The sequence below is a fragment of the Marinobacter maritimus genome (genome assembly GCF_007671675.1).
In the GTDB taxonomy this organism is placed as follows: Bacteria; Pseudomonadota; Gammaproteobacteria; order Pseudomonadales; family Oleiphilaceae; genus Marinobacter; species Marinobacter maritimus.
On sequence record NZ_VCGW01000001.1, the window covers coordinates 719,449 to 743,760 of the forward strand.

Here is a 24,312-nt window from a genome sequence, read left to right on the forward strand (position 1 = left end):
AATAAAAAATTAAGGGAGTCAGGATGAATCGTTGGTTTGTGCGAGGTCTTATCCTTGTTTCCGTGGCAGGTTTGCTTCCGGGCATTGCCCTGGCGCAGGACGACAGTGTAGATCAGGCGAGGGACGCGCTCGCAAAACAGGAGGGGGATAAAGACTCGTCGCGCCAGCTTGAGGAAGTGTTTCAGGCAGCCGAGAAGAATTACTCGTTGCAAAGGAAAGGGACTCACTCCCTTAACTACTCGTTTGATTATTCCTATACGGCCGATCAGCGCCTGGATCTTGCGATCACAAACGGCTCGGTGCGCAATCTGGATGTGGTACCTTCGGCAACTCACAACTTCACCAATGCGTTTTCCTACGATTATGGGCTGCTGGATAACCTCACCGTCGGGGCTCGGATTCCTCTGGTAGTGAAGTACGACACCGAGGACGAATTGAACGTCTACGATCTTGGTGATGTGTCCTTTACTGGCCGCTGGCAACCTTTTGCTTATGTGCCAGGTAAAATGTCGACAACGTTGTTTGGCACATTTACCAGCAAGACCGGTGTCAGCCCCTACGAAATTGACATTAATGAGCAGCTTTCAACCGGCAGTGGCTACTACTCGTTCAGCGGTGGGGTAAGCCTTTCGAAGGTGCTGGATCCGGTTGTTGTGTTCGGCTCTGTCAGTGCAACTTACAACCTTCCTGCTGAAGACCTGCAGCAGGTTCGCGGTGCTCGGCTATTGCAGGAGGTCGAGCCTGGTTTTGGTCTTTCCGGCTCTGCCGGGTTTGCCTATTCGCTCTCCTATGACATCTCCCTGAGTATTTCAGCCCAGCTGAGTTACAGCGATGAAACCGTGCTCACATTCTCCAATGGTGATCAGGCAATGGCTCAGGATCAGATGACAGGCTTCCTCAGCATGTCTCTGGGAACCCGCATCAGTGATACCACGATCGTGAACACCAGTCTTGGTATTGGTTTGACCGAGGATGCCCCTGACTTCTCCCTCGGTGTATCCCTGCCCATTAATTTCTCCGGCCTCAAAGAGTGATTGATGCCGCTGACGACTTAACGGGAAGGGAAGGACTCCATGGGACATAACAGCTATCAGCGGCAGCTTCTTGCAGCAATGGTCGCCACGACATTCTCGTGTGGCGCTCAGGCCCAGCTAGCGCAGAACCTGACTATCCACCCCAAGGCACTGGCTTTGGGCAATGCTGTCACAGCAGATCCCCCCGGGATCATGGCCATTCACTACAACCCGGCGGGCCTGACAAAGCTGGAGGGTCGGCAGTTCGAAGTGAACCTTATGAGTATCTATCTGGATATTGACGCCGATTTCACGGCCCCGGATGGATACGAAATATTTGGCATTGATGGTCTCGAAATCGACCCGAATACCGGCAAACAGAGAGACCCGGTTGCCAACACCCACAGCCATACCAACAACGTTGCGCTCTATGTCCCCGGTTTCGGAATCCTGCGCACGCCTCCGGGTCCGGCGGTAGCACCTTCGGCTGGATTCAGCATCAACCCCCCAGGTTCAAAGCTCACCTTCGGTAATGCCTTCTATCTGCCGTTAGCTGCGGGTTTCTATCGCGATACAGATGACCCCGGCCGATATCAGCCTCAGGCGACCGCGTTGCAGCGCACCACATACCTGGCGCCAACCGTTGGTTACAAGATCAATGATGAGTGGTCGGTGGGCGCCGGAATTCACTTGTCCCATATGGGTATTGCTGCCGATCAGTATATGCGGGCGCCTAACCTGTTGCTGGGTGTGGCAGAAATTCTTCAGGACGCATTCAACTGTGAAAGCGGCGATGAACCACTGCAACCCTGGCTGGCGCTCTGCGGCGGTAATGTGGGTCCATGGGACGATATCGGTGCCTTGAGTATCAATGTTCAGGAAACACTGTCGCCCACCTACACCCTCGGGGTTATGTGGGATCCGGTGGACTGGTTTACCTGGGGGGCAAGCTATACCTCCGAAGCTGAAATGAATATGAAGGGCACTTTCGAGATCGAGTATACCGATGACTGGTCCGGGTTCTGGCAGAGTGTTAACGGATCGGTTCTGGGTGCGATTACCTCGGCCATTCTGAGCTTGCCATCGGGGGCTCCCCGGGAGGCCGGCAATGTCAGTATGGATCTGGTGTACCCCCAGCATTTCCAGACCGGTATCAGTGTGGACGTACACCCGAAGCTGACCCTGAACGCTGACATTGGCTGGACGGACTACGAGCAATGGGACGCGTTTCTATTTCGGTTCGACCGGAATCTGGAGTTCCTTAACGCAGCGCGCATATTGTCTCCGGATAACGCCACACCGAACACCCTCAAATTGCCTCTGGGTTTTAAAAGCCAATGGAACTGGGCTTTCGGGATGGAATTTCATGCCTCATCGCGGCTTGACCTGAGAGCGGGTGTCGAGATCCGGGATTCAGTTATACCGGATGATCAGCGCTCGGTTATGGCGCCCTTTGGCGGCGCCAACCTTTACAGCGTCGGTATGGGGTACAAGTGGGATAAGAATACAGAAATCGATATGAATATCAGTTACCTGCATTCTGTGGAATCCATCCCGGCGGATACCAGCTGCAACCTGAACTGCGATAATATTACCAACATAATCTACAATCCCTACGCCGGATTGGACGTCAAAACGTCACTTCGGGTCGTTATGGCAGGCCTCAGTTTCCGGAAGAAATTCTGACCGCATTTCACTTTGAGCTTAAAAAGGCACTTCAGTGACTACACAGAGATTTCTGACAGCCGTTGTTTTTGCCGCTCTGGGGGCCGTTTTTTCCGGGTGTCAGATAGGGGGCTCAACGGTCTCAGAGAGGGAAGGTTATTTTACCTGGGTAGATGAACAGGGCCGGGTACGCTATACCCCCATAGGCGAAGCATCACCCGCAGCGGTTCCCTCCACAGGGCAGGACGCGCCGGTGCAAGATGCTTCCGACGGGCCGGAAGCCCTGAATGGTAAATCTCCTGACAGGTCCGCGGAAAAATCTGCTGATGAAGAATTTACGCCTTCGAATTATCCGGATGCCGAAGAGTTACGAAGCAGGGGATACCAGCGTGAAGCAGATAGACCACCTTATTTCACCTGGCGTGATGCCGACGGTAACGTAAGAACCACCTACTACCAGCCGGATACTCGAACGGACGAGGAAAAAGGGTTTGTCGCGCCGCCCGCCGGAACCACTCCTGCAAGTGTCTACCGAACCGGTGATGTAGCGGAGCCATCTGAACCAGTGACCGGGCACGACCCCGATGTTTTCACCATTCTTGGAATTGAAGGCGCTGGCGACAATTACCTGGAGCGCTTCGCCGAAACCTGTTGCCAGGCGCTGGATAGCAAAAACCATGAACGTTGGCAGGAAGGTCGAGAGTTTGGTATTTACCTGACTGAAGACTCACCGGTCCATCGGTTTCTGACCGGTGAAAGCCCCTATCAGCTGGTAGCCTTTCCCGATGGGGATCGACCCCAAGGGCAGCTTATTCGCCTGCGATCCTTCGCCAGCAAAGGCGTTTTTGTGCCTTCTGTCGTGTTTCTGGACAACGAACTTAACCCTGTGCGCCTGGTAACCGATCTGGTATTGGATTTTGAGCCGGAGAACTGGCATCGACGCGGCTTTCTGGAGGCCCGGATTCCGGTTCCAGAAAACACGAAAGAGCGTTGGATGCTGCTCTTCACTCGTGATGAAGACCTTGAGGGCCAGACGGTTATAGAAACCGATCGTGGCCCCCAAAAAATACCTCATGTCAGAATAGGCGAGTTCGGGCTGACCATTGTGAAAGCAAGGTAGTCAGTTCAGTCTTCCGGTTGGCTAAGGTCCAGCCACTGCTGCGACAGCCAGTAAAAATTGCCCTTGTCATCAGGATGCGTGCAGTTATACCGGAATCTCCGCCTGTCGAAGGGTTTCGGTGCCTTGACGTTTATTCCGTCATCAGCGGCCTCAAACTCAATGCGGCCCATGCCTGAGGCGAAGCAGGTCAGCCGGTTGGGCTGAATCTCTTTCGTCAGAGGCAAGACAAGTGTTGGCGGGTTAGCTGTCATGATGCCATCAGGCAGCTGGCTGGTGTCTATGGGAAACGCCTTGCTATTCAGCTTGTCTTTGAGGCCGTTGAGCTGTCCGTAGGCATTGGCCATGGGGAATCTGGGCAGACGGGTTTGCCCGGCAAGTGGGCCTATAGCCCCGGATTGCTGCCCGAACCCGTACCAGCCCCGTTTGGCCACCTCGGCTTCAAGAGCTTCGTCAAACTCGCCATAAGGGTATGCAAACAAGGGCAAGACGTTTCCGAATTGCTGTTTCAACTCCGCCTGTGCGGAATCCAGGCTACGGGTTATCCGTTGTTTCCAATCTGCTTCTGCCTCTCCCGGCTTTCTTGCCAGGTGTCCGTGTCCGGCGCTGTGGTTGGCAATGCTGACCCCGTTACGTGCAGCCAGTTCTTTCAGTTGCGCCCAGGTCATGTAGCCTTGGTTTCCCACTGCTGCCGTGTCTACAAAAATAGTGTAAGGCAAACCCTGTTCCCGGAGGATGTCTGCGCCTTGGCTGTAAACCGACTCATAGGCATCATCGAAGGTAATGGCAATGCGCTGACCCTGTGACGGGTTGCCAGAAAACAGGTTATCCGTGGCGCTATGCAGATCAACAACATCGATCCCCAGCTCCGTGATTAAATCGATCTGGGCCTGAAACAGGGAAGCCGAGGTGCTGGTGGAAGGTGGCGTAGTATCGCTAATGTGATGATACTGAAGCACCACAAGATCGGCTCTTGCGGGGAAGCTCGCCAGCACGAGACAGGACAGGGCCACTGATATCCAGATTTTGTGTGTTCTCATGTCTGCTCCATCATCTGACTGAAATGCGCTTTAAGAATGGCAAAAGCCTCGTTAAGCGCCTGGATTGAGTCCTTGTCACCACCGCGATCCGGATGAGCTTGCATCACCGCGCGACGAAACGCCTGTTTTGCCACAATGAAGCTTTCCGGGACTGCATCGAACCCGAGCCTGTTTGCGGCTGCCAGAGTTTCCGGTCTGGACGGCCCGGTGTTTTGGTAGCCTGCCCAGAACCTGTTCATCATCTGCTGAATGGCATCCTTTGGGAGCTCATATTGGGACAGATCGAGATAGAAACTGCGAAGGTTGTCGGGGGCGCCGGGCAGTCCGGTTCCGCCGATTGTGTCCTGACGGTCAATGGTAATCCGCATGGGAGATATAGTCAGGCTTTCACCACCCTCTGCAAGGGTATCCTTCAGGCGGTACAGCACGTGGAAAAGCAGGAAGTGCGTTGGATAGAGGTTTTGCGGGTCTTGAAAATCAAGCTTTCCGAAAAGCCGCCAAGGTGGGTTTTGCATTCTCTTGATCAGGTTAAGTTCGTCCATGCCCTCCGGCGAATCGCGAAGTTCATGCTCTACAGCCACGAGCAGATGCTGGATTTGCTGTTCCAGTATCGCGTCAGGTTGAGTTCCCTGCTTGGGTTGTGGGTGGCAGTCCCGGGGCGCTGGCGTATTTCTCATGAAGCTAATGTTAGGGTAGTCACCGCCGACAGGGAAGGGCTGCCAGTCGGGAGAGCCCGCCAATAAAAAGCGCCGTTGAAAAACCGGTGGCCATCTCGACTTCGTCGTCGCATTGCTCCGGGTGCAGGTGCACTCGTTCTGCAACCATCAAGCCGGTCTCGTAGGCGACGCCAAAAAACGCAGCGCAAAGATAGTCCTGGTCAACATCTGGCAGAACGTTCTTGTCAATCGCGTCTCGGACGTCATCTTCAAGCGAAATCATGATCAACCCGAGTATGCCGGAACCGAACAGCTCTCTCAGCGCACGGTCGTTACGATGGGCCAGTTCATAAACCAGTGGATCCCTTGCTGTTGCGCTGTAGAGTGCCTGATAGGAACGATAGATAAACTCTTCTGCGGTCTTCGCAGAGCGCCGGGAGCGGCTCAGATTGTTATTCAGACCACTAAGAAATTCTGTCAGCAAGGCTGCAAAAATATCCTGTTTACTGTTGAAATAATTATAAAATGTACCTGAAGCCAAATGGGTACGCTTTATGAGGTCACGGATGGTTGTGTTCTCATAGCCTCGTTCCTGAAAGCAGGTGCGTGCTGCCGACAGAATGGCCTGGCGGTTGCGAAGGCTGTTCTGCTGCCGTTTTCCCATGGGTTCTTTGTTTGAACTCAACATATCCATGTCAGCGTCCTGTCCCTGAAATGATGGGATGCGTATAATCTCATGAACACTCCCCCAATGAACATGATTGATATGCCCGAAGCGACAGTTGCCAATTCTAATCAAGCCTTTAGTTCAGAATACGAGCGTTCGCAAAAATCAGAGCAAAATAAATTGCAAAAGCGTCTGCGCCGGGAAGCCGGCCAAGCTATTGCCGATTTCTCGATGATTAAAGCGGGCGACAAAGTAATGTGTTGTTTATCAGGTGGCAAGGACTCATATGCCATGCTGGACATTCTGCTCAATTTGCAGAAAAGCGCACCTGTTTCGTTTGAGCTGATTGCCGTCAATCTTGACCAGAAACAGCCTGGCTTTCCGGAAGAAGTTCTGCCGGAGTATCTTGCTGCGATGGGTATCGAATACCACATCATTGAGCGGGATACTTACAGCATCGTCAAGGATAAGGTTCCGGAGGGGAAAACCACCTGTGGGCTTTGCTCCAGGCTGCGTCGCGGTATTCTCTACAATTTTGCTGAAGAGCACGGCGTTACCAAAATTGCACTTGGGCACCATCGCGACGATCTTCTGGAAACTCTGTTTTTGAATATGTTTTACGGCGGAAAGCTCAAAACCATGCCGCCGGTACTGCACAGTGATGATGGTCGCAATACCGTCATTCGCCCGCTTGCATACAGCCGGGAGAAAGACATCGCGCGCTACGCGGAGCTTAGACAGTTCCCCATCATTCCCTGCAACCTCTGCGGTTCTCAGGAAAACCTGCAGCGCCAGGTTATCAAGGAAATGTTCCAGCAATGGGACGAGCAACACCCCGGTCGGCTTGAAAGTATGTTCGGGGCTTTGCGCAATGTTGAGCCCTCCCATCTTGCAGATACAAGCATCTATGATTTCCGGGAGGGCAAGCGCTTGGGAGCTTCAGGCCAGGTTGTACAGACAGCCATGCCGTCGCAGGAGCCTGAGCAGAATTTTGGACGCCTGGATGTTCTGAACCTCTGAGAGTCCGACCTGGAGCCGGATTAATGGACGACCAATGCCATGATCGGGAGAGTCCACAGCCCGAACAGTATCAGCAGGGCGCCAGTGAATTTCCGGAACATCTGATTACTTTTTAATCCGCTGATCCAGCTCGCTGCGTAACCGGTCGCCAACATTGAGGGCAGAGTTCCCAGCCCGAAAAACATCATGGTGAGTGCCGCTGAGCCGACAGTAGGTTGCAAGGCGGCCCAGCCCAGCGTGCTGTATACCAACCCACAGGGTAGCCAGCCCCAAAGCGCACCAAGCGCAAGCGCTTGACCCGCGTTATTGACGGGTAGGAGTTTGCGCGTAATGGGCGAAAGTCGCTTCCAGAGCGGTGCCCCGATACGCTCCACATACCGGATGCCCTGCCACCATTGCCCCATTGATAACCCCATGAAAATCAGTAGCAAGCCCGCGATTGACCGCAGTACAACGCCCAGCTCAGCCCATTGATTCGCAGCCGATGTGCTTAATAGCGCAACCAGCGTTGCGATCAACGCATAGCTTGCGATTCGTCCGGAATTGAAGGCAAGCAACAGCAGGGACTGGCGCAGGCGAAAGCCCTTTCCAACCGGCAGCGCCATGGAAAGAGATGCACTTATTCCGCCGCACATACCAAGGCAATGGGTGCTGCCAAGCAACCCGATGAGAAACGCACTAGGATAGCTGAGATACAGTTCCGGGCTCATGAGCGGCGAGATTCGTCCTCAGGACGTTGCTTTTCCTCACCGGACGGGCCCTCGGGCGGTTCCGGTTTATCCGTGCGCGCGTCTTCCGGGATCATGTCTTTGTCGTCGTCATAGAGAATCCGGTGTGCCGGGCCCTCAAGGTCGTCGTATTGGCCATTTTTCACGGCCCAGGAAAACAGCAAAATGCCCATCACCACCAGGATCAGCATCACCGGTACCAGGAACATTACGATTTCCACGGAATAAACCTCATAGTTAAAGCCGAGCGTTCACGGTATCAGGGCGTGGCTTGTACGCCAAATTCCGGTGCTCCGCCGGGATTGACGGAGCGGGTTTTCGAACCAAGACGTAATGCGTTGAGTACAACAATCAGCGAACTCAGAGACATGCCGATGGCTGCAAGCCAGGGCGGAACCAGGCCGGCGGCCGCAAGAGGCAGGGCACAGACGTTATAGACAAGTGCCCAGGTCATGTTCTGGCGAATGATTTTGCGTGTACGGCGACTGGTTCTCAATGCTTCTACCAGTTGCATCAGTTGCCCATTGAGCAGAACCGCATCGGCTTTGAGCTGTGTAAGATCGGCCGCTGTGCCCATGGCCACTGAAATGCCTGCACCAGCCATCGACGGGAGATCGTTGAGTCCGTCTCCGACCATCATTATCTGGTGCCCTTCGGACCGCAGTCGGGTAAGAACGTTCAGTTTCTCTTCCGGAGATGCTTGGCCAATAGCGTCGTCAATGCCCAACATGTCCGCAATCTGGCGCACGTGGCCGGAGCGGTCGCCGCTCAGCAGCATTGTACGTATGCCCGCATCCTGCAGGGCTTTGACCGCTTGTGCTGCGTCTTCCCGGGGCTGATCATCAAGCCGGAAGCAGGCCAGCCACTCGTCTTCGGAAGCAAGCCATATTTCCATACCTGAGTGTGCTTCAGATTCGGGCTCCGGCGCGCTTGTGTGTTGCGCAACAAAGGCCCTGTGGCCTATGAAAAATCCGCACTCACCAAACTGACCAGATAGCCCTCCGCCCAGATGGTTGTTCACTTGGTTTATGGACGCCGCAGGGCGGTTATGGAAGACCCGGGCGATAGGGTGCTCCGAATGTTGCTCCAGACCCGCGGCAATCCGCAGGCAGATGTCTTTATCTTTGCTGCCGACCACCCGGGTATCGATCAGGCTCAGCTCACCCCGGGTCAGGGTGCCGGTTTTATCGAAGATCACCGTGTCTATGGTGTTCATGGACTCAAGTGCGTGGCCGCGGGTTGGCAGAAAGCCCAGACGCCGTAATTTAATGGTCGCGGAGGTAATCGCTGTAGGTGTCGCAAGGGACAGGGCGCAAGGACAGGTCACGACAAGAACTGATAGCGTAATATCGAAGGCGTTGTCTGCCCCTGCCAGCCACCACCCGATCCAGACGACAGGCGCAAGGATCAGAACACGTCCGACAAACTTGCCGGCAATGCGATCGGCCATTCGTGCCACCGGCGGCTTTTCTGACTGAACGCGATCGAGTATCCGCAGAATACCGGAAAGCCTTGTCTGGGCGCCGGATTTCACAACCTGAACGTCCAGTGGGTTTTCACCGTTGATACTTCCCGCATGCACTGTGTCACCAGCCACCCGGGTTTCAGGCAGGTACTCGCCGGTCAGCGCCGATTCGTTCAGGGTAGATTGGCCGCGAAGAATCACACCGTCAATGGGTAAGGTTTCGCCGGGCCTGATCCGAACCACATCGCCGGGCTTCACCTGGTGGGCGGGTATGATTTCGGTTTGGTCGCCGTTTACGCGTGTAGCTACTGTAGGATGAAAACCCGCCAGAGCATTGCCTGTAAGGCCTGCACGATATCTGGCCTGCACCTCTATATATCGGCCAAGCAACAGGAAGAACGTGAACATGCAGACGGATTCAAAATACACCTCTTCGCCGCCCACAACGGTTACCCAGGCGCTGGCCAGGTAAGCAAGGCCAATGGCGATGGCCACGGGTACGTCCATGGTCAGATGTCGGGTTCTGATATCGCGTTGTGCATTGCGGAAAAAGGGCCCGGCGCTGTAGAGCACAACTGGAGTGGCCACGAGCAGGCTGAACCAGCGGAAAAACGACACAAACTCCGGTGAAAGGCCGCTAACCAATTCAAAATAAAGCGGAAACGCCAGCATCATGCTTTGAAAGCTACCAATGCCAGCGACGGCTAGCCGGATCAACATGGTGCGGTGTTCGGCCTTAAGTTGATCCTCAACAGCATCTGACTGATAAGGGCGGGCAGTGTAGCCGAGTTCATGAATAGCGATCAGTAAATCGCTCAGGGCAGCCTTGTCCTGAGCCCAGACCAGTCGAGCCCGTTGGGTTGTGTGATTAACGGAGAAGGAGAGCACGCCCGGTTGCTTTTTAAGGTGATTTTCCAACAACCAGATGCAGGCAGCGCAGGTGATGCCACCAATCAGAAGCTGGGCTTCCTGGCCGCCTTTAACCGGAGAAACAAAGGCTTGTTGCACAAGGGGATGATCCAGTTCCCTGAGCCGGTCAAGCTCAGAGTCAGTCAGCTGGCGGGGAGTGACGGCCGTCTCCGTGCGCAGCTGATAAAAACCGGTCAGACCTTCGCTGTGAATGGTTTCACACACCGCTTTGCAGCCCTGGCAACAGAAAAAACGGTGTTTCCCATCGAGCTCAAGCGTAATCGGCGGCTCACCGTCAGCCGGTTCGCCGCAATGGAAGCAATCCAGGGGGGTCACCCTTTTGCAGAGCCTTTCGGACCCATATGCAGATCGCCATCAGAGGGCAGCCAGGCCTCACCTTTGAGGCGCCACTGGTTGTCTGGTCCGCGGAGTTCGTAATACCAGCGACCTTCGATATCCTGCAGCATTGTGCCGGTATAGTGGCCGTTGCCGTCACTCTGGAACTGAATGGTACGGTCGTTCTGCGCCAGCGTCGGGTGGAACAGGTTAAGGATCAGGTAGGGATAGTCAGCCGGGCCCTGTTGAGTGTTAACATCCAACAAAATGCTACGGTTTTCGAACGCCATGTCCGCGCTCAGTCCCATCTCTGCTGCAGCGCGGTCACGGGCTATCTCAAGATTAATGCCCCGGCCTTCTTTCGAATAATCGTCGCTCACCATCGTGTCTTTCATGTTCGACGCCACAACCAGCATGAACATGCTGAAGGTAATGGCGGACAGCGGAGCTATGGTCAGGAACCAGAACCAGGGCTGCTTGTACCAGGGCGCTACGGGTACGTCTTGATTCATATTGCTCAGTCTCGTCTTTTACAGGTGACCAACAGTGACCCCGAAGGGTTACTGCGTTGGACCGACAAATCGGCTTTCGGTTTCCAGCTTCAGTGAAGTATCCGTTTCAGACTGTGCATGGAAGATTATTTCGTTATTTGATTGTGGAATGGATTCAGGCGGAACATCCACAACCGTTGGTAAAGAGCGGTTCTCACCGCTGTCTACGCTTACTTGGGTCTCGGTCAGAATACGGATGCCGTCAAGGCCCTCTACCGACAGTGTAAAGGTCTGTGGAACCTCTGACATGTTCACTATTTTCAGGGTATAGGAGTTTTCAATGCGCCCCTCACCGTTAAAACTGAACAGTGCTCCGCGATCTCTCAGTGCATCCATCTGGGCTGGCACACGGGTGGCGATCACAAATATGATTGCGGAAATCATGGCTGTGAGAACCGCACCATAACCAAACGTACGAGGTCGCAGTAATTTCGACGGCTTGCCTTCAAGCTCGTTTTCGGTGGTGTAACGAATCAGCCCGCGCGGGTAGTTCATTTTGTCCATGATTTCGTCGCAGGCGTCTATGCACAATGCACAACCGATGCACTCGTACTGAAGGCCGTCCCGGATATCAATGCCGGTAGGACATACATGAACACACTGCCCACAATCGATGCAGTCGCCAAGGCCGACTTCTTCCGGTTTTACGTCTTTTTTGCGTCCTCCGCGGGGCTCGCCCCGATTGGGGTCGTAGGACACAATGCGTGTATTCGGGTCAAACATGACCGACTGGAAGCGGGCGTAAGGGCACATATACAAGCACACCTGTTCGCGCATCCAGCCGGCATTCAGGTAGGTGGCTATGGTAAAAAATGCAACCCAGAAATAGGCCCAACCGTTGGCCTGGACGGTGAATATATCGACGGTAAGCTCCCTTATAGGATAGAAGTATCCTATAAACGTGAGCCCGGTCAGCAAAGAAATAACAAGCCATATTAGATGCTTAGCCGTTTTCTTTACAATTTTCTCTGTGGAGTTGGGTGCCTTGTCCAGCTTCATACGTTTGTTGCGGCTGCCTTCGATTCGCTCTTCAACCCACATAAAGATAAACGTCCACACTGTCTGAGGACAGGTGTAGCCGCACCAGACGCGACCAAACAGAGTGGTAATGAAAAACAGGCCGAAGGCGCTGATTATTAGCATGCCGGAGAGCAGGAAAAAGTCTTTTGGGTAGAATGTGGCCCCGTAGAGGTGGAATTCCCGTGCTGGCAGATCAAAATGAATCAGCGGGTTGCCGTCCAGCGTCAACCAGACAAACAGGAAGTACATGCCCATTAGTACTAAAAGGCTGACAGTCCGGATGCGTTGGAACAGGCCTTTTACTTCCTTCGCATAGATTTTCTTCCGGCTGGCGTACAAGTCGACGGTTTCAATTTTCTGGTTTTTGCCCGAAGGTTCCGAGGAGGGGTCGACCTGTTTGACCGGAATTTCATTACTCATGGGTATCTCCAGATGAAGTCTTGAAGCGGGCGCGATGCCTTTTCAGGCTGCTGATCTTCTCAAGCCTGTGCCCGCACGCAGACACAGGGTTGAGCAGACCAGGCCGGGCTGAAGGCCCGGCCGGGAAGTCAGTTGGACAGGCTGTAAACGTACGCAGCCAGAATCTGGATCTGATCTTCAGACAGACGCCCACTCTGAGCTGGCATCTGGTTTTGACGACCGTGCAGAACCGTCTCTTTGATCCACTCGTAGTTTGAGCCGTATAGCCAGACGTTGTCCGTCAGGTTGGGCGCGCCAAGAGCTGTCATGCCTTTGCCTTCGGGTCCGTGGCAAGCCACACAGCCCTGAGCGAATATAGCTTTGCCTGCCTCGGCTGCAGCAGCGTCTTTTTCACGGCCACTGAAGCTCAGAACGTAATTGACCACTTGGTCGACCTGTTCGTTGGTCATGTTCGGCATCACACCTTTCGCTGGCATGTTACCCATCCGGCCGTTGTGCAGGGTTTCCAGGATAGCCTCTGGTGTTCCGCCCCACAGCCAGTCGTCGTCGGTCAGATTGGGAAAGCCCACCTGGCCGCGAGCGGCAGAGCCATGGCAAACAGAGCAGTTATTTGCGAACAGACGCTGGCCAATCTTGAGTGCATCAGCGTCTTTGGACAGCTCTTCTACCGGGGTCTGACCATACTGCGCGTAGATTGGACCGTACTTCTCTTCAGCGTCGGCAACTTCTGCCTCCCACTGATTGGTCGACGTCCAGTTCAGTAAGCCCTTGTAGTTACCCAGGCCCGGGTAAAGTGCCAGGTAACCAAGTGCGAAAATGCACGTAGCGACATACAGGTAGAACCACCACTTAGGCAGTGGATTATCATACTCCTCGATACCATCGAAAGAGTGACCTACAGTGCGGTCGGTTTCTACATCGGTTGTCTGACTTTTACGGGTGGCATGCAAAAGCCACCAGCAGCCAAAGACGGTACCGAGCACGATCGCACTGATCCAGATGCTCCAGAAGGTACTCATTGTTTTTTCTCCGTTTTTTCCTGTTCAAGAGTACGCTTTTCCACCTCGTCATCATCGAACGGCAGATGGGCTGCTTCTTCGTTTGCCTTTTTGCGATGGGCGCTGAAGGCCCACCAGATGATGCCGATAAAGACGGCCATCATTAAAAGGGTATGCACGCCGCGTAACTCGTTAATATCCATCAAATCACCGTTTGTCTGAAAGTACGGTGCCCAGCTGTTGCAGGTATGCGACCAGGGCCTCGATTTCAAACTTGCCTTCCAGTTGATCCGCTGCACCGGCGATCTGTTCGTCAGTGTAGGGCACACCCAACGTCTGCAGTGCGGAAAGCTTGGCTGCAGTGCCGTTATGGTTTACAACATCTTCGAACAGCCACGGAAAAGCAGGCATGTTGGATTCAGGAACCACGCTGCGCGGGTTATACAGATGCTGGCGCTGCCAGGCATCTGAGTAACGGCCGCCAACACGGGCCAGATCAGGCCCCGTGCGCTTGGAACCCCATAGGAACGGGCGCTCGTAAACGAATTCGCCCGCAACGGAGTAGTGGCCGTAACGCTCGGTTTCTGCGCGGAACGGGCGGATTTGCTGAGTGTGGCAGACGTGACAGCCTTCGCGGATGTAGATGTCACGGCCTTCCAGTTCCAGCGCCGACAGCGGCTCAAGGCCTTCTATCGGCTCGTTGACGCTCTTCAGGAAGAAAAGCGGGAGCACTTCCGCCAGAAAACCGCCACTGATGACCAGGATGATAAAGACAATCATCAGGCCAATATTCTTTTCTACAATTTCGTGTTTCATCTGGTCTCTCTCCGTTACGCCGCCTGAACTGCTGCGTTGTCCTGGGCAGCCGCTTCTTTCTGACGCACGGTCATGTAGACGTTATAAGCCATGAACAGCATGCCAGCGAGGAAAATGACGCCACCGAGGAAGCGCACAAAATAGCCGGGGTAGGACGCTTCGAGGCTCTCTACAAAACTGTAGGTCAGGGTGCCGTCGTCGTTGACTGCACGCCACATCAAACCTTGCATGATGCCGTTAACCCACATGGCGACGATGTACAGTACGGTGCCGACTGTCGCCAGCCAGAAGTGCACGTTGATCATGCTAACGCTGTACATTTCCTTGAGGCCCCAGAGCTTGGGAATCAGGTGGTAGATTGCACCAATACTGATCATTGCAACCCAACCCAGAGCGCCGGAGTGAACGTGGCCGACAGTCCAGTCAGTGTTGTGAGACAGTGCGTTCACGGTCTTGATAGACATCATTGGCCCTTCGAAGGTAGACATGCCGTAGAACGACAGGGAAACCACCAGGAAGCGCAGGATGGGGTCTGTGCGCAGTTTGTGCCATGCGCCTGACAGCGTCATCATGCCGTTGATCATGCCACCCCAGGACGGCGCAAGCAGAATCAGGGACATAATCATGCTGGCAGTCTGAGCCCAATCTGGCAGAGCAGAGTAGTGCAGGTGGTGGCCACCGGCCCATACGTAGGTCGCGATCAGTGCCCAGAAGTGCACGATGGACAAGCGGTAGGAATAAACCGGGCGCCCGGCCTGCTTGGGAACAAAGTAGTACATCATGCCCAGGAAGCCGGCAGTGAGGAAGAAGCCTACGGCGTTATGGCCGTACCACCACTGCATCATCGCGTCGGTTACGCCGGCATAGGCCGAGTAGGATTTGAACGCACTGACTGGCAGTGCCAGGTTGTTACCAATATGCAGTACGGCGATGGTAAGAATGAACGCGCCGTAAAACCAGTTGGCTACGTATATGTGTGGAGTGCTGCGTTTGGTAATGGTGCCGAAGAAAACCAGGGCGTAAGTAACCCAGACTACAGCTATGGCGATGTCAATCGGCCATTCCAGCTCAGCGTATTCTTTGGTGCTGGTGAGGCCCATTGGCAGGGTAATCGCCGCGGAAACGATGATTGCGGTCCAGCCCCAGAAGGTAAAGGCGGCGAGTTTGTCCGAAATCAGTCGTGTCTGACAGGTGCGCTGAACAACGTAGTACGATGTTGCAAACAAGGCACTACCACCAAAACCGAAAATAACAGCATTGGTATGCAGCGGTCGCAGGCGACCGAAGTGAGTAAATGGCAGATCGAGGTTGAGGGATGGCCAAACCAGTTGTGCTGCAATCAACACGCCCAGCGCCATGCCAACAATACCCCATACCACTGTCATGATGGCGAACTGTCTCACCACCTTGTAGTTATATGTCAGGTTCGGATTTTGTGTGCTCATAGCCTTACCAATGGGTTCAGAGTGGGGAATTATGCGGGCGCAAGTATGGAGAAACCATTAGCTGTTTGCAATGACACGGATCAACTCCTGATATCCGTCAAATGCGCCCGAATCAACAGCATGGCGCCTTTTCCAAAGCGCTTTGCAAGCTGAGGTTCTATGATAGCCCCGGAGCCGTTCAAGGTGAACTTGGTAAACTTGACTAAGAACAATAAATGCAGCATTGAAAGGAAAGTAATCGCTTTATATTCCGGCAATAACGGTTTGGTTGCGACCCCGGGCCTTTGCTTCGTAGAGCGCGCCGTCTGCACGCTCGAAAAGAGCCTGTTGATCTTCGTCCGGAAGCAGCGAGGCAATTCCCGCGCTCAAGGTAAGGCAGGCTTTCTTGCCGTCCGGCCCGTTCACGGTGGTGGTTTGGAGATCCTGTAGCAGAGCTTCGCATACTCTTTGCGCGCCGACGGTGTCTGTGTCGGGTAACAGCAATGCGAACTCCTCACCACCGAACCTGATGGTGATATCCCGCGGGCGCTTCACATGACGAGTCAGAATGCTCGCAATCATTTGCAGGCAGGTATCGCCAAAACCATGGCCCCAGGTGTCGTTGATAGCCTTGAAATGATCAGCGTCCACCAGGGCAATAGTGAAGGGCTGCCCTGTTCTGCGGGCTTCGGCGCATAGCTCGGGCAACACGTTATCCATGTGGCGCCGATTATAAAGGCCGGTCAGCGGGTCGTTGAGACTTAGCGTTGCGAGCTTGCGGTTGGCATTCTCCAGCTCTCGCATGGTTGACCGTAGCTGGGCAGTACGTTCGTGGACCCTGTACTCCAGATCGCTACGGGCGGCCTGCTCCACTTCCAGCAATTTATCACTGAGCAGCCGCCAGCGTTGAACCATTGCGTAGTTGAGAAGGATAATCTGGCCGCCAATCGCCAATCGCCACTTGCATGAGCGACTCCCGGGCCAGGAATTCCGTCAGGTATCCGAACGCTGCAGCCGCATAGATCAGCGATCCGGCCGCCATGACCGCCCAGGCAAGAACATACCATTTTGCCGGTTGGTAACCCTGGCGCCAACGGCTTATGGCGATGACCGAAAGAACGAATATGGTGGCAAGCCCGAGAGCGGTATTAAAGAGGATAGCCTGGCTGTAAGGCAAAACCAGAGTCAGGCCGGTAAAGCCGGCGCAGGTCCAGATAATAGCTTTCAGCATTTTGTCTGCACGGGTGTATTTGTCTACATCCAGAAAAGAGCGCCCGAACAGGGTCATTGCCAGTGTGCACAGAACCAGGGTCAACGGGATGGAGGTGTTTGCGAACTCGGGGTTCTCGGGCCAGAAATACTGGTTGGCAAAACCGCCCATGGCAAACAGGAAAAGCCCCATTGCTAACATATAAAGGGCGTTGTGCAGGTAATACAGGGTTCCTGAGCTGAAAAGCAGAAGCAGATTGAATATGGCGAGCACCAGAACAGCTCCGAAGAACAGTCCGTGGGTAATCGCCAGTTGGTTGCTTTCGGCTATCAATTCTGCCGGTGTTTCGAGTCGTAATGGAATGTTCAGTGCGCCACTGCTATGTATGCGCATGGTAATAGTGCGGGTTTCGCCGCTGTTGAGTGTGACCGGCAGAAGGAAATACCGGTAATCTACTGCTCTTGAACGAAAAGGGTGCTGGTCACCGGTGACAACAACGTCCGCGGGCTCGTCGCCCTGCCAGAAAGTGACTTCATCCAACAGCGGGTAGTTGAGGTTGAGGTACCAGAGCCGGCGTTCACTTCCATTATTGCGGAGTTTCAACTGTACCCAGTACACCGAACTGGTTCGGGTGAAAACCAGCTCGTGCCCGCGGGAAGGCGTCCAATTCAAGTCGCCAGGCAGCTCGTCAGGGCGGGTTGCGTTGTGAGCCTGGTCGCCCGGGGATGTCTGGTGGAAACACACGTAGTGCATAATCGCCGTGCGCGCCTGAGAGTTGGTCGCGTCCAGCACCGGACACTCTGAACGCTGCGGTGCTGTTAAACCCGGCACCGCAGCGTTCACAAGCCCTGATGCCGCAGCAAAGCAGCAGGCCAGAAGAAAAAATAGCCGTGCGAAAAATGACATCAGACGCTTCCACAGACATTAGGACTGGGAGTGTAGCGAACGTCTACAATCTATGTTGTTAAACTGTTTAAAATTATGCGAATGATCACAGGCTGGGGGTATTTCGCTTAAACACCGCTCTGTTCGAGGACTGTTATGACTTCATCCTTGTCCATCATCGGAACAAGTTCGGCCATCAGGCTGCGGCGGTCCTGAGACTGGTACCAACGATTCCAGTCGGCCTCGGAGCGCCAGTTGGCAAGCGTAATCCGGTGATTGGCGTCATGACTGTCAACCAGCGTTTCTCCGGAAATAAATCCCGGGGCAGCAACTGCCCGTTGCAAAACCTTGCGGGAGCGTTCTTCGTAAGCAGTTTCAAGTGACTCGGCTATGTGGCGTTCAATCAGAACCCGGATCATGCAAACCTCCAGATGTTTTAATGGTATAAACAGTAATTTAGCACGTATTTCTGAAAAAACAGGTCGAATAGAGGGAGATGTTTTGTGACTGCTGTCGAGTATGATGCCGAGCTTGATGCCTGCGGGCTGTTCTGTCCCGAGCCCGTTATGTTGCTTCACACGCGCATCAAAGATGTGGCGCCGGGAAGAATTCTAAGGGTAACCGCTACAGATCCTTCAACGACCCGCGATGTCCCCCGGTTCTGCCAGTTTTTGGGACATGAGCTGGTGAGCCATGCAGAGCAGGATGATCGCTATATCTACCTCATACGTCGTGGCGATTGAAACGGGTTTCTCTGATTAGATGGATACGGGCAAGTCATTGATGTGTTTCAGGAACTGATCCCGGTTCATCTCGCCCAGAACTCGTTCGCGCGCCATCTCCTCACCGTTGGTGTCGTAGAACAGGATGGCCGGAGGCCCGAATAACCCCAGGCTGTCCAGCATGGCCTGTTGAGCTGGCGTATTATCTGTCATATCGATTTGCAGCAGCGTGAAGGGGCCGAGCGCATTAACTACGCCAGCATCACTGAATACGTTGCGTTCCATGACTTTGCAGGAAATGCACCAGTCTGCGTAAAAATCCAGAACCACGGGCCGGCCCTGCTGCCTGGCCTGTAACAGCATAGCCTCAATCTCCGAAGGACTCTCTACCCGGGCAAAATCAGCGTGGCTGTTGACAGAGCCGGTGGTCGAGCCTGATTGTTCGCCCGTGTAGGCTTTGGCGATAAACGGGTCTAACGGAGCCAGAGGGTCATTGGCGCCGCCAACGGCACCTGCGAGCAGAGCTAGCCCGTAGGCAAAGAAGATCAAGCCCAGGCCTTTCCGAGTGCGTTCCCAGCCAGCTTTGGCTGCGTCGAAGGCGCCCAGCTGTACGCCGGTTATGGCAAGTAGCCCACCCCAGAGTGTTAACCCTAGCCAGCCTGGAACCAGGCGCTCAATCAACCAGATAGCGACGGCAATCAGCATGACGCCATAAAAGTGTTTGACGGTGGTCATCCAGTGACCGGTCGTCGGGAGAAGTCTTCGTCCACCTACGGCCACAAGAATAAGCGGGATGCCCATGCCCAGACCAAGGGAGAAAAGGGCAATGCCACCGATCATGGCGTCCTGCGTCGTGGATATATAAAGCAGGCTGCCGGCGAGAGGCGCAGAAACACAGGGCGAGACAATCAATGCTGAGAGGGCGCCGATACCGAAAATGCTGATAACTCTGCCGCCTGTGAGCCGCTGGCTGGCATCATTCAGGGGTTCGCTGATAAAACGCGGGAGCTGAATCTCGAACAGATCAAACATGGAGAGAGCAAAAACCACAAACATCAGTGCGAAAACGCCTAGCACCCAAGGTGATTGTAGTTGCGCCTGCAGGTTGAAGCTTGCGCCCAGAAGCCCGGTAAGCACACCAGCTCCTGCATAGGTAAGAGCCATTCCCAGCACGTAGCTGGTTGAGAGCAGTAATGCATGCCCCGTTGTACGTGTGTTCTGCCCGGATACCAGGGAAGAAATGATCGGAACCATTGGAAGTACACAGGGTGTGAAGGTCAGGCCCAGACCAAGAAGGAGAAATACGCCGGCAATCACCAGAGTTGACTGCTCCGAAAGGAATCCGGCAAGCCCTGTGGCTGAGTTGGTGTCTGCTCGGGAAGTTGTGCTGCTCTGGCTGCTTTTGCCCGCTCCGCCTTGCTGTGAGCCAGAATCCTGGCTCTGATAAAAGAGCACCTCTCGAGTCTGCGGCGGATAGCAGAGACCCGCTTTCGCACAGCCCTGATAAGTGACCTCGAACCGGGCCTCGCGAATACCGTCAGGTAGCGTTACCGGAATCTTTGCTTCTACAGGGTCGAAAAAAACGGTGGTTTTGCCGAAATAATCATCCTCGGTTTCAGTTCCCGGGCTCGAGAACTCCAATGGGCCCGCACTCACGCCTTCATCCAGAGCCTCGATACTGATGCGATCCCTGTAGAGGTAATGTCCGGGAGTTATGTCCCAGAACAGCACAACGGCATTTCCTTCCGTGGTATGGCTGAAAGGGAGCGCTTCATCCACCGGGAGAAATTGATTGCCCTGCCCCCCGAAGAGGGAGTTGCTGCCACCAATCGCCCCGGCAGCGTTCGCTGCGGTGAGCAACAGCGTTAACATGAGAAGAAGGCTGTATGGCCCCGTGACGCGGCGGATGCTGCCGGATGTGGTGGATAGAGCTCTCATGGAATGCGAAGTTTCCCGGTTTATGTCGTATTTTGGAGAACAGGTCACAGTGCTGGATGAACTGCCTGTCCGGTAATGTTCAGCAAGCCAGTGGACACAGTGGACGGGCAAAAGTTCCCACTGGCAATGGACGCATTAAAGTCGCACAATAGCCACCCAATGAATCACAGCCCAAACGATCTTATCATGCTGTTTAATGACCTGTTTCGGGAGGCTTTCCGGACAACTCTGGTCAAAGGCAGCGAAGAACCCGAATATCTGCCTGCAGGCAGCGCCGGAGATATGGCGCAGATTGTTTTTGCCCATGGCTATTATGCCAGTGCTTTGCACGAAATAGCTCATTGGTGCGTTGCAGGTGAGCACAGGCGCACACTTCACGACTACGGTTACTGGTACTGTCCGGATGGCCGGACATCTGCGCAGCAGCTTGCTTTTGAACAGGTTGAAGTAAAACCACAAGCTATCGAATGGTTGTTTTCAGTCGCTGCCGGCTCGCGTTTCCATATCAGTGTGGATAACCTTTCCGGAGAAGGTGCGTCTGACGAATACAGCTTTCGGTGCAGGGTGCTGGAACAGGCAGAAGGCTACCTGGACAGAGGTCTGCCGCAGCGGGCACAGTCCTTTTTTGATACCCTGAAATCGTTTTATGGAACCGGCGATACCTTCAGAGCAGCCTGGCACTATGATGTTGGGCGTGTGGTTCCATCATATTTCGCAAAAGAACACTATGAGGCAAACTGAGACTCCATGACATCTGACCCAAAGCACACCGGCGATCTGAGATTCAGCGATCTGAATCTGGACAAGCGCCTGCTGGACGCCATTGCTGCCATTGGTTTTGAATATTGCACGCCGATACAGGCAGAGACACTGCCCTGGACCCTGGCGTGTGAAGATCTTATCGGCCAGGCCCAGACCGGAACCGGGAAAACGGCGGCATTTCTTATAACAGCGATACAGAGCTTGCTTGAAACCCCCATTCCGGAAGGCGATCGCTTTGCTTCTGAGCCCCGCGTACTTGCGCTGGCGCCGACTCGCGAGCTTGCCATGCAAATTGCCAAGGACGCCGAAGAGCTGTGCAAACATACTGGCCACAAAGTGGTCACGGTTGTTGGCGGGATGCACTACGATAAACAACGCGAACAATTGCACAATGGCATTGTGGATATTCTGGTGGCTACCCCGGGCCGACTGATCGACTTCCTTGGCTCACAGGATGTGTTCCTTGACCAGATCGATATTCTGATCCTCGATGAAGCGGACCGGATGCTTGATATGGGATTCATTCCGGATGTGAAGCGCATTATCCGTAAATGCACGCCAAAGGATGAGCGCCAGACGTTGTTGTTCAGCGCGACATTCAACCAGGACGTTCTCAATCTTGCCTCGATGTGGACCAACAACGCTGAATTTGTGGAAATCGAGCCGGAGCAAAAAACTGCGGAGCGGGTTGAACAAACGGTTTATCTGGTGGGTGACGATGAGAAGCTGCCAGTGCTGGTCAATTACCTGAAGCGCCCGGACGTAGAAAAGGCGCTGGTATTTGCCAATCGCCGCGATCAATGCCGGGATCTTGAAGAGGACCTGCGCAATCAGGGCGTTAAGGTGGCGCTCATGTCCGGTGAAATTGCCCAGGCGAAGCGCCTGAAAACGCTGGAACAATTCAAGGCGGGCAGCATTCAGGTGTTGGTAGCCACCGACGTCGCCGGGCGTGGCATCCATGTAAATGGGGTTACCCACGTGTTCAATTACAACCTGCCGGACAGTGCTGAAGATTACGTACATCGTATAGGGCGCACAGGTCGAGCGGGCAAAGCCGGCGTGGCTGTCAGCTTTGCGGGCGAAGATGATTCATTCGGCCTTCCTGCCATCGAGGCCTACATCAGCCAGAAACTCAAAACGGCGGTGCCGGAAGAGGAGTTGATGGCGGCAATGGATAATCCTCCCATTACTCGCAAGCGCGGTCGTCGCCCATCACAGGGGCAGGGCGGACGGGGTTCTGGTGGTCGCAGCCCGCGTCCACGCAGGAACTGACACGGCGGGAGTTGATTATGTTGATCGTTGCAGATGAGAACATTCCGCTGCTGGAAGCCTTTTTTGGCGATGTTGGTGAAGTGCGGCGGGTTTCCGGTCGGACCATGAGTGCCGAAGATGTGCGAGATGCCGATGTACTACTGGTTCGCTCTGTAACCCGTGTAAATCGTGCCTTGCTTGAAGGCAGCGCAGTGCGCTTCGTCGGAACCACGACAATTGGAACCGATCACGTCGACCTGGACTGGCTCGAGGAAAAGGGCGTTCGTTTTGCGGCGGCGCCGGGCTGCAACGCCAACAGTGTTGCGGAGTATGTGCTGAGCGTATTGTCTCTGCGGGCAGAGCGCCTTGCTCTTGACGACTGGTCAAGGCAGACCATAGGCATTGTTGGTGTCGGCAATGTCGGTCGTGAACTCGCTGACAAACTTGTTCGACTCGGCTTCAAGGTCAAGCTTTGTGATCCGCCCAGGGCGGAGCAGGAACAGGACGATACCCAAATCTTTGTTGGCTTGGACGAGGCGCTTGCGTGCGATGTCGTCTCACTCCACACACCGCTGACCCGCGACTGTGCTCACCCCACCTTTCACATGATCGGCGAACAAGAGCTTGCGGCGTTGACGCCTGATCAACTTCTGATCAATGCCGGAAGAGGCGAGGTCATTGACGGTGCAGCACTGCGTGCGCGGCTGGATCAGGCCAACGCGCCACTGGTAGCTCTTGATGTGTGGGAGCAAGAGCCCCGAATCAGTCCGGAGTTGGTGGACAGGGTCTGGCTGGCGACGCCCCACATCGCGGGCTACAGCCTTGAAGGCAAGGTTCGGGGAACGGAGATGATATACCAGGCGATGAGCAAATTCCTCGGGCTACCGACCCGTAAGACGGCAGGTCAATTTTTGCCCGAACCGGCCCTCAGCAAAGTCTCGTTTACCAGTGCAGCGGATGAGGGTGCGGCGGTAAGGATAGCGTTGCGGGCTTGCTATGATCCACGACAGGACGATGCCCGCTTGCGTCAGACCATGAGAGCCCCGGTTGACGAGCGTGGTGCAGCTTTTGATCTCTTACGGCGTGATTACCCTGTGCGGCGGGAATGTTGCAGCTTGAAAGTCCAGCTCAAAGGTACAAGTAAATCTCTGCAAGACAGTTTTCGGGCCATCGGGTTCAAGCTGAAAATCTGAGCGCGATCTGTTGATCGGCTTAACAACTTTGCTTGTCCGCAAAGAGTGTCGCTCTTACAGCATGCCCGATACGCAAAAAATGGCGGCCTTTGAGCGCAGTTCGAACCAGATGTATATGGCTGGACAGGTCCTCCTGTAACGACGGAGGCAAGGATGTTTCTAACGGGCGCTCTGGCCCTCTGAGCTCCTGAACAAGTACGTCCGGTGCGGGGGAGCTCAGGCGGACAAATGCTTCCTGCGTGAGAACCGCTTGATCGAGAGCCTCCTGTCGAATGGTGTCCACGTATCGAAGAAAGCCTTCTTCTGCCAACCAGAGCAGTGCCCCAAAGCAAGCCATGTGGCGCTTGCTGTGCAGCCCGAACTCATCCGGCTCGTCCGGTCCGGCGATATCTTCCACAAACAGGTTTACCCGCCTTGGAAAGGCACTATAAAGCTGTACCAGAGCCACGGCTGCATCTTTGTAAAACTCTTCAATGTGGATGTCGGCCATGAGCGAAATCCTTTTT

At 54.5% G+C, this 24,312-nt stretch carries 25 protein-coding genes; 8 read left to right on the plus strand and 17 right to left on the minus strand.

Features of this window, described 5'->3' with window-relative positions; genetic code table 11:
* Window positions 1-23: 23 nt before the first annotated feature.
* Genes FFI90_RS03265 through FFI90_RS03275 form a run of 3 tightly spaced genes read left to right on the plus strand, consistent with a single transcriptional unit; the run spans window position 24 to window position 3,798 of the window.
* Window positions 24-1,034 (plus strand): transporter, encoded by a 1,011-nt coding sequence (locus tag FFI90_RS03265; RefSeq protein WP_144776480.1) that lies wholly within the window; start codon window positions 24-26, stop codon window positions 1,032-1,034.
* A 39-nt stretch (window positions 1,035-1,073) separates the two neighbouring features.
* On the plus strand, window positions 1,074-2,699 hold the full coding sequence (locus tag FFI90_RS03270; protein WP_144776481.1) for an OmpP1/FadL family transporter: 1,626 nt from the start codon (window positions 1,074-1,076) through the stop codon (window positions 2,697-2,699).
* 34 nt (window positions 2,700-2,733) lie between these two features.
* Window positions 2,734-3,798: a MalM family protein gene (locus FFI90_RS03275; protein WP_144776483.1), complete on the plus strand. Its 1,065-nt coding sequence runs from the start codon at window positions 2,734-2,736 to the stop codon at window positions 3,796-3,798.
* 5 nt (window positions 3,799-3,803) lie between these two features.
* Here the strand turns inward: FFI90_RS03275 and FFI90_RS03280 are convergent, their stop codons facing one another.
* The 3 genes from FFI90_RS03280 to FFI90_RS03290 are packed head-to-tail and all read right to left on the minus strand — an operon-like array spanning window position 3,804 to window position 6,185.
* Complete coding sequence (locus FFI90_RS03280; RefSeq protein WP_144776485.1) at window positions 3,804-4,835, minus strand: polysaccharide deacetylase family protein; 1,032 nt, start codon at window positions 4,833-4,835, stop codon at window positions 3,804-3,806.
* On the minus strand, window positions 4,832-5,575 hold the full coding sequence (locus FFI90_RS03285) for a DNA-J related domain-containing protein (protein ID WP_246123304.1): 744 nt from the start codon (window positions 5,573-5,575) through the stop codon (window positions 4,832-4,834). Before FFI90_RS03285 ends, FFI90_RS03280 begins: the two co-directional genes overlap by 4 nt.
* Window positions 5,532-6,185, minus strand: coding sequence for a TetR/AcrR family transcriptional regulator (locus FFI90_RS03290; protein ID WP_144776487.1), 654 nt, complete (start codon window positions 6,183-6,185; stop codon window positions 5,532-5,534). Before FFI90_RS03290 ends, FFI90_RS03285 begins: the two co-directional genes overlap by 44 nt.
* A 72-nt stretch (window positions 6,186-6,257) precedes the next feature.
* Here FFI90_RS03290 and ttcA point away from each other — a divergent pair, with 72 nt between their 5' ends.
* Window positions 6,258-7,178 carry a tRNA 2-thiocytidine(32) synthetase TtcA gene (ttcA, locus tag FFI90_RS03295; RefSeq protein WP_144777202.1) on the plus strand — a complete coding sequence of 307 codons (921 nt, stop codon included), beginning with the start codon at window positions 6,258-6,260 and terminating at the stop codon, window positions 7,176-7,178.
* Between the two features lie 20 nt (window positions 7,179-7,198).
* On the opposite strand, the gene FFI90_RS03300 is transcribed toward ttcA, so the two are convergent.
* From FFI90_RS03300 to FFI90_RS03350, 12 genes are all read right to left on the minus strand, one after another.
* Entirely contained in the window at window positions 7,199-7,888 is a 690-nt protein-coding gene (locus tag FFI90_RS03300; protein ID WP_144776489.1) for a sulfite exporter TauE/SafE family protein, read from the minus strand.
* Entirely contained in the window at window positions 7,885-8,115 is a 231-nt protein-coding gene (ccoS, locus tag FFI90_RS03305; RefSeq protein ID WP_425463075.1) for a cbb3-type cytochrome oxidase assembly protein CcoS, read from the minus strand. Before ccoS ends, FFI90_RS03300 begins: the two co-directional genes overlap by 4 nt.
* Window positions 8,116-8,165: 50 nt before the next feature.
* On the minus strand, window positions 8,166-10,616 hold the full coding sequence (locus FFI90_RS03310) for a heavy metal translocating P-type ATPase (protein WP_144776493.1): 2,451 nt from the start codon (window positions 10,614-10,616) through the stop codon (window positions 8,166-8,168).
* Complete coding sequence (locus tag FFI90_RS03315; RefSeq protein ID WP_144776495.1) at window positions 10,613-11,128, minus strand: FixH family protein; 516 nt, start codon at window positions 11,126-11,128, stop codon at window positions 10,613-10,615. The genes FFI90_RS03310 and FFI90_RS03315 overlap by 4 nt, the downstream gene beginning before the upstream one ends.
* Window positions 11,129-11,176: 48 nt before the next feature.
* Window positions 11,177-12,607 (minus strand): cytochrome c oxidase accessory protein CcoG, encoded by a 1,431-nt coding sequence (ccoG, locus tag FFI90_RS03320; RefSeq protein WP_144776497.1) that lies wholly within the window; start codon window positions 12,605-12,607, stop codon window positions 11,177-11,179.
* 128 nt (window positions 12,608-12,735) lie between these two features.
* Window positions 12,736-13,626, minus strand: a complete 891-nt coding sequence (gene ccoP, locus FFI90_RS03325) for a cytochrome-c oxidase, cbb3-type subunit III (RefSeq protein ID WP_144776499.1) — start codon at window positions 13,624-13,626, stop codon at window positions 12,736-12,738.
* Window positions 13,623-13,808 carry a cbb3-type cytochrome oxidase subunit 3 gene (locus FFI90_RS03330; RefSeq protein ID WP_144776500.1) on the minus strand — a complete coding sequence of 62 codons (186 nt, stop codon included), beginning with the start codon at window positions 13,806-13,808 and terminating at the stop codon, window positions 13,623-13,625. Before FFI90_RS03330 ends, ccoP begins: the two co-directional genes overlap by 4 nt.
* 4 nt (window positions 13,809-13,812) lie before the next feature.
* A complete protein-coding gene (gene ccoO, locus FFI90_RS03335) occupies window positions 13,813-14,421 on the minus strand; it encodes a cytochrome-c oxidase, cbb3-type subunit II (protein WP_144776501.1) in 609 nt (202 codons plus the stop codon).
* Window positions 14,422-14,435: 14 nt separating this feature from the next.
* A complete protein-coding gene (gene ccoN / locus FFI90_RS03340) occupies window positions 14,436-15,866 on the minus strand; it encodes a cytochrome-c oxidase, cbb3-type subunit I (RefSeq protein WP_144776502.1) in 1,431 nt (476 codons plus the stop codon).
* A gap of 243 nt (window positions 15,867-16,109) precedes the next feature.
* Window positions 16,110-16,760: a GGDEF domain-containing protein gene (locus FFI90_RS20275; protein WP_246123305.1), complete on the minus strand. Its 651-nt coding sequence runs from the start codon at window positions 16,758-16,760 to the stop codon at window positions 16,110-16,112.
* On the minus strand, window positions 16,732-17,961 hold the full coding sequence (locus FFI90_RS03345) for a 7TMR-DISM family protein (protein WP_246123307.1): 1,230 nt from the start codon (window positions 17,959-17,961) through the stop codon (window positions 16,732-16,734). The genes FFI90_RS20275 and FFI90_RS03345 overlap by 29 nt, the downstream gene beginning before the upstream one ends.
* A 107-nt stretch (window positions 17,962-18,068) precedes the next feature.
* The gene (locus FFI90_RS03350) at window positions 18,069-18,359 is read right to left on the minus strand and encodes an antibiotic biosynthesis monooxygenase family protein (protein ID WP_144776503.1); all 291 of its coding nucleotides are present in this window, start codon (window positions 18,357-18,359) and stop codon (window positions 18,069-18,071) included.
* A gap of 84 nt (window positions 18,360-18,443) precedes the next feature.
* On the opposite strand from FFI90_RS03350, the gene tusA reads away from it, so the two are divergent.
* A complete protein-coding gene (gene tusA, locus FFI90_RS03355; RefSeq protein WP_144776504.1) occupies window positions 18,444-18,683 on the plus strand; it encodes a sulfurtransferase TusA in 240 nt (79 codons plus the stop codon).
* A gap of 15 nt (window positions 18,684-18,698) precedes the next feature.
* Here tusA and dsbD read toward each other — a convergent pair whose 3' ends face one another.
* Window positions 18,699-20,600, minus strand: a complete 1,902-nt coding sequence (dsbD, locus tag FFI90_RS03360) for a protein-disulfide reductase DsbD (RefSeq protein ID WP_144776505.1) — start codon at window positions 20,598-20,600, stop codon at window positions 18,699-18,701.
* 159 nt (window positions 20,601-20,759) lie between these two features.
* On the opposite strand from dsbD, the gene FFI90_RS03365 reads away from it, so the two are divergent.
* From FFI90_RS03365 to pdxB, 3 genes are read left to right on the plus strand one after another with little or no spacing between them, the layout of a single operon-like run.
* Window positions 20,760-21,341, plus strand: coding sequence for an elongation factor P hydroxylase (locus FFI90_RS03365; protein WP_144776506.1), 582 nt, complete (start codon window positions 20,760-20,762; stop codon window positions 21,339-21,341).
* Window positions 21,342-21,347: 6 nt separating this feature from the next.
* Window positions 21,348-22,634 carry a DEAD/DEAH box helicase gene (locus tag FFI90_RS03370; protein ID WP_144776507.1) on the plus strand — a complete coding sequence of 429 codons (1,287 nt, stop codon included), beginning with the start codon at window positions 21,348-21,350 and terminating at the stop codon, window positions 22,632-22,634.
* A 17-nt stretch (window positions 22,635-22,651) separates the two neighbouring features.
* Entirely contained in the window at window positions 22,652-23,806 is a 1,155-nt protein-coding gene (gene pdxB / locus FFI90_RS03375; RefSeq protein ID WP_144776508.1) for a 4-phosphoerythronate dehydrogenase PdxB, read from the plus strand.
* Window positions 23,807-23,825: 19 nt separating this feature from the next.
* Here pdxB and FFI90_RS03380 read toward each other — a convergent pair whose 3' ends face one another.
* Window positions 23,826-24,296 carry a hypothetical protein gene (locus FFI90_RS03380; RefSeq protein ID WP_144776509.1) on the minus strand — a complete coding sequence of 157 codons (471 nt, stop codon included), beginning with the start codon at window positions 24,294-24,296 and terminating at the stop codon, window positions 23,826-23,828.
* Between the last annotated feature and the right edge of the window lie 16 nt (window positions 24,297-24,312).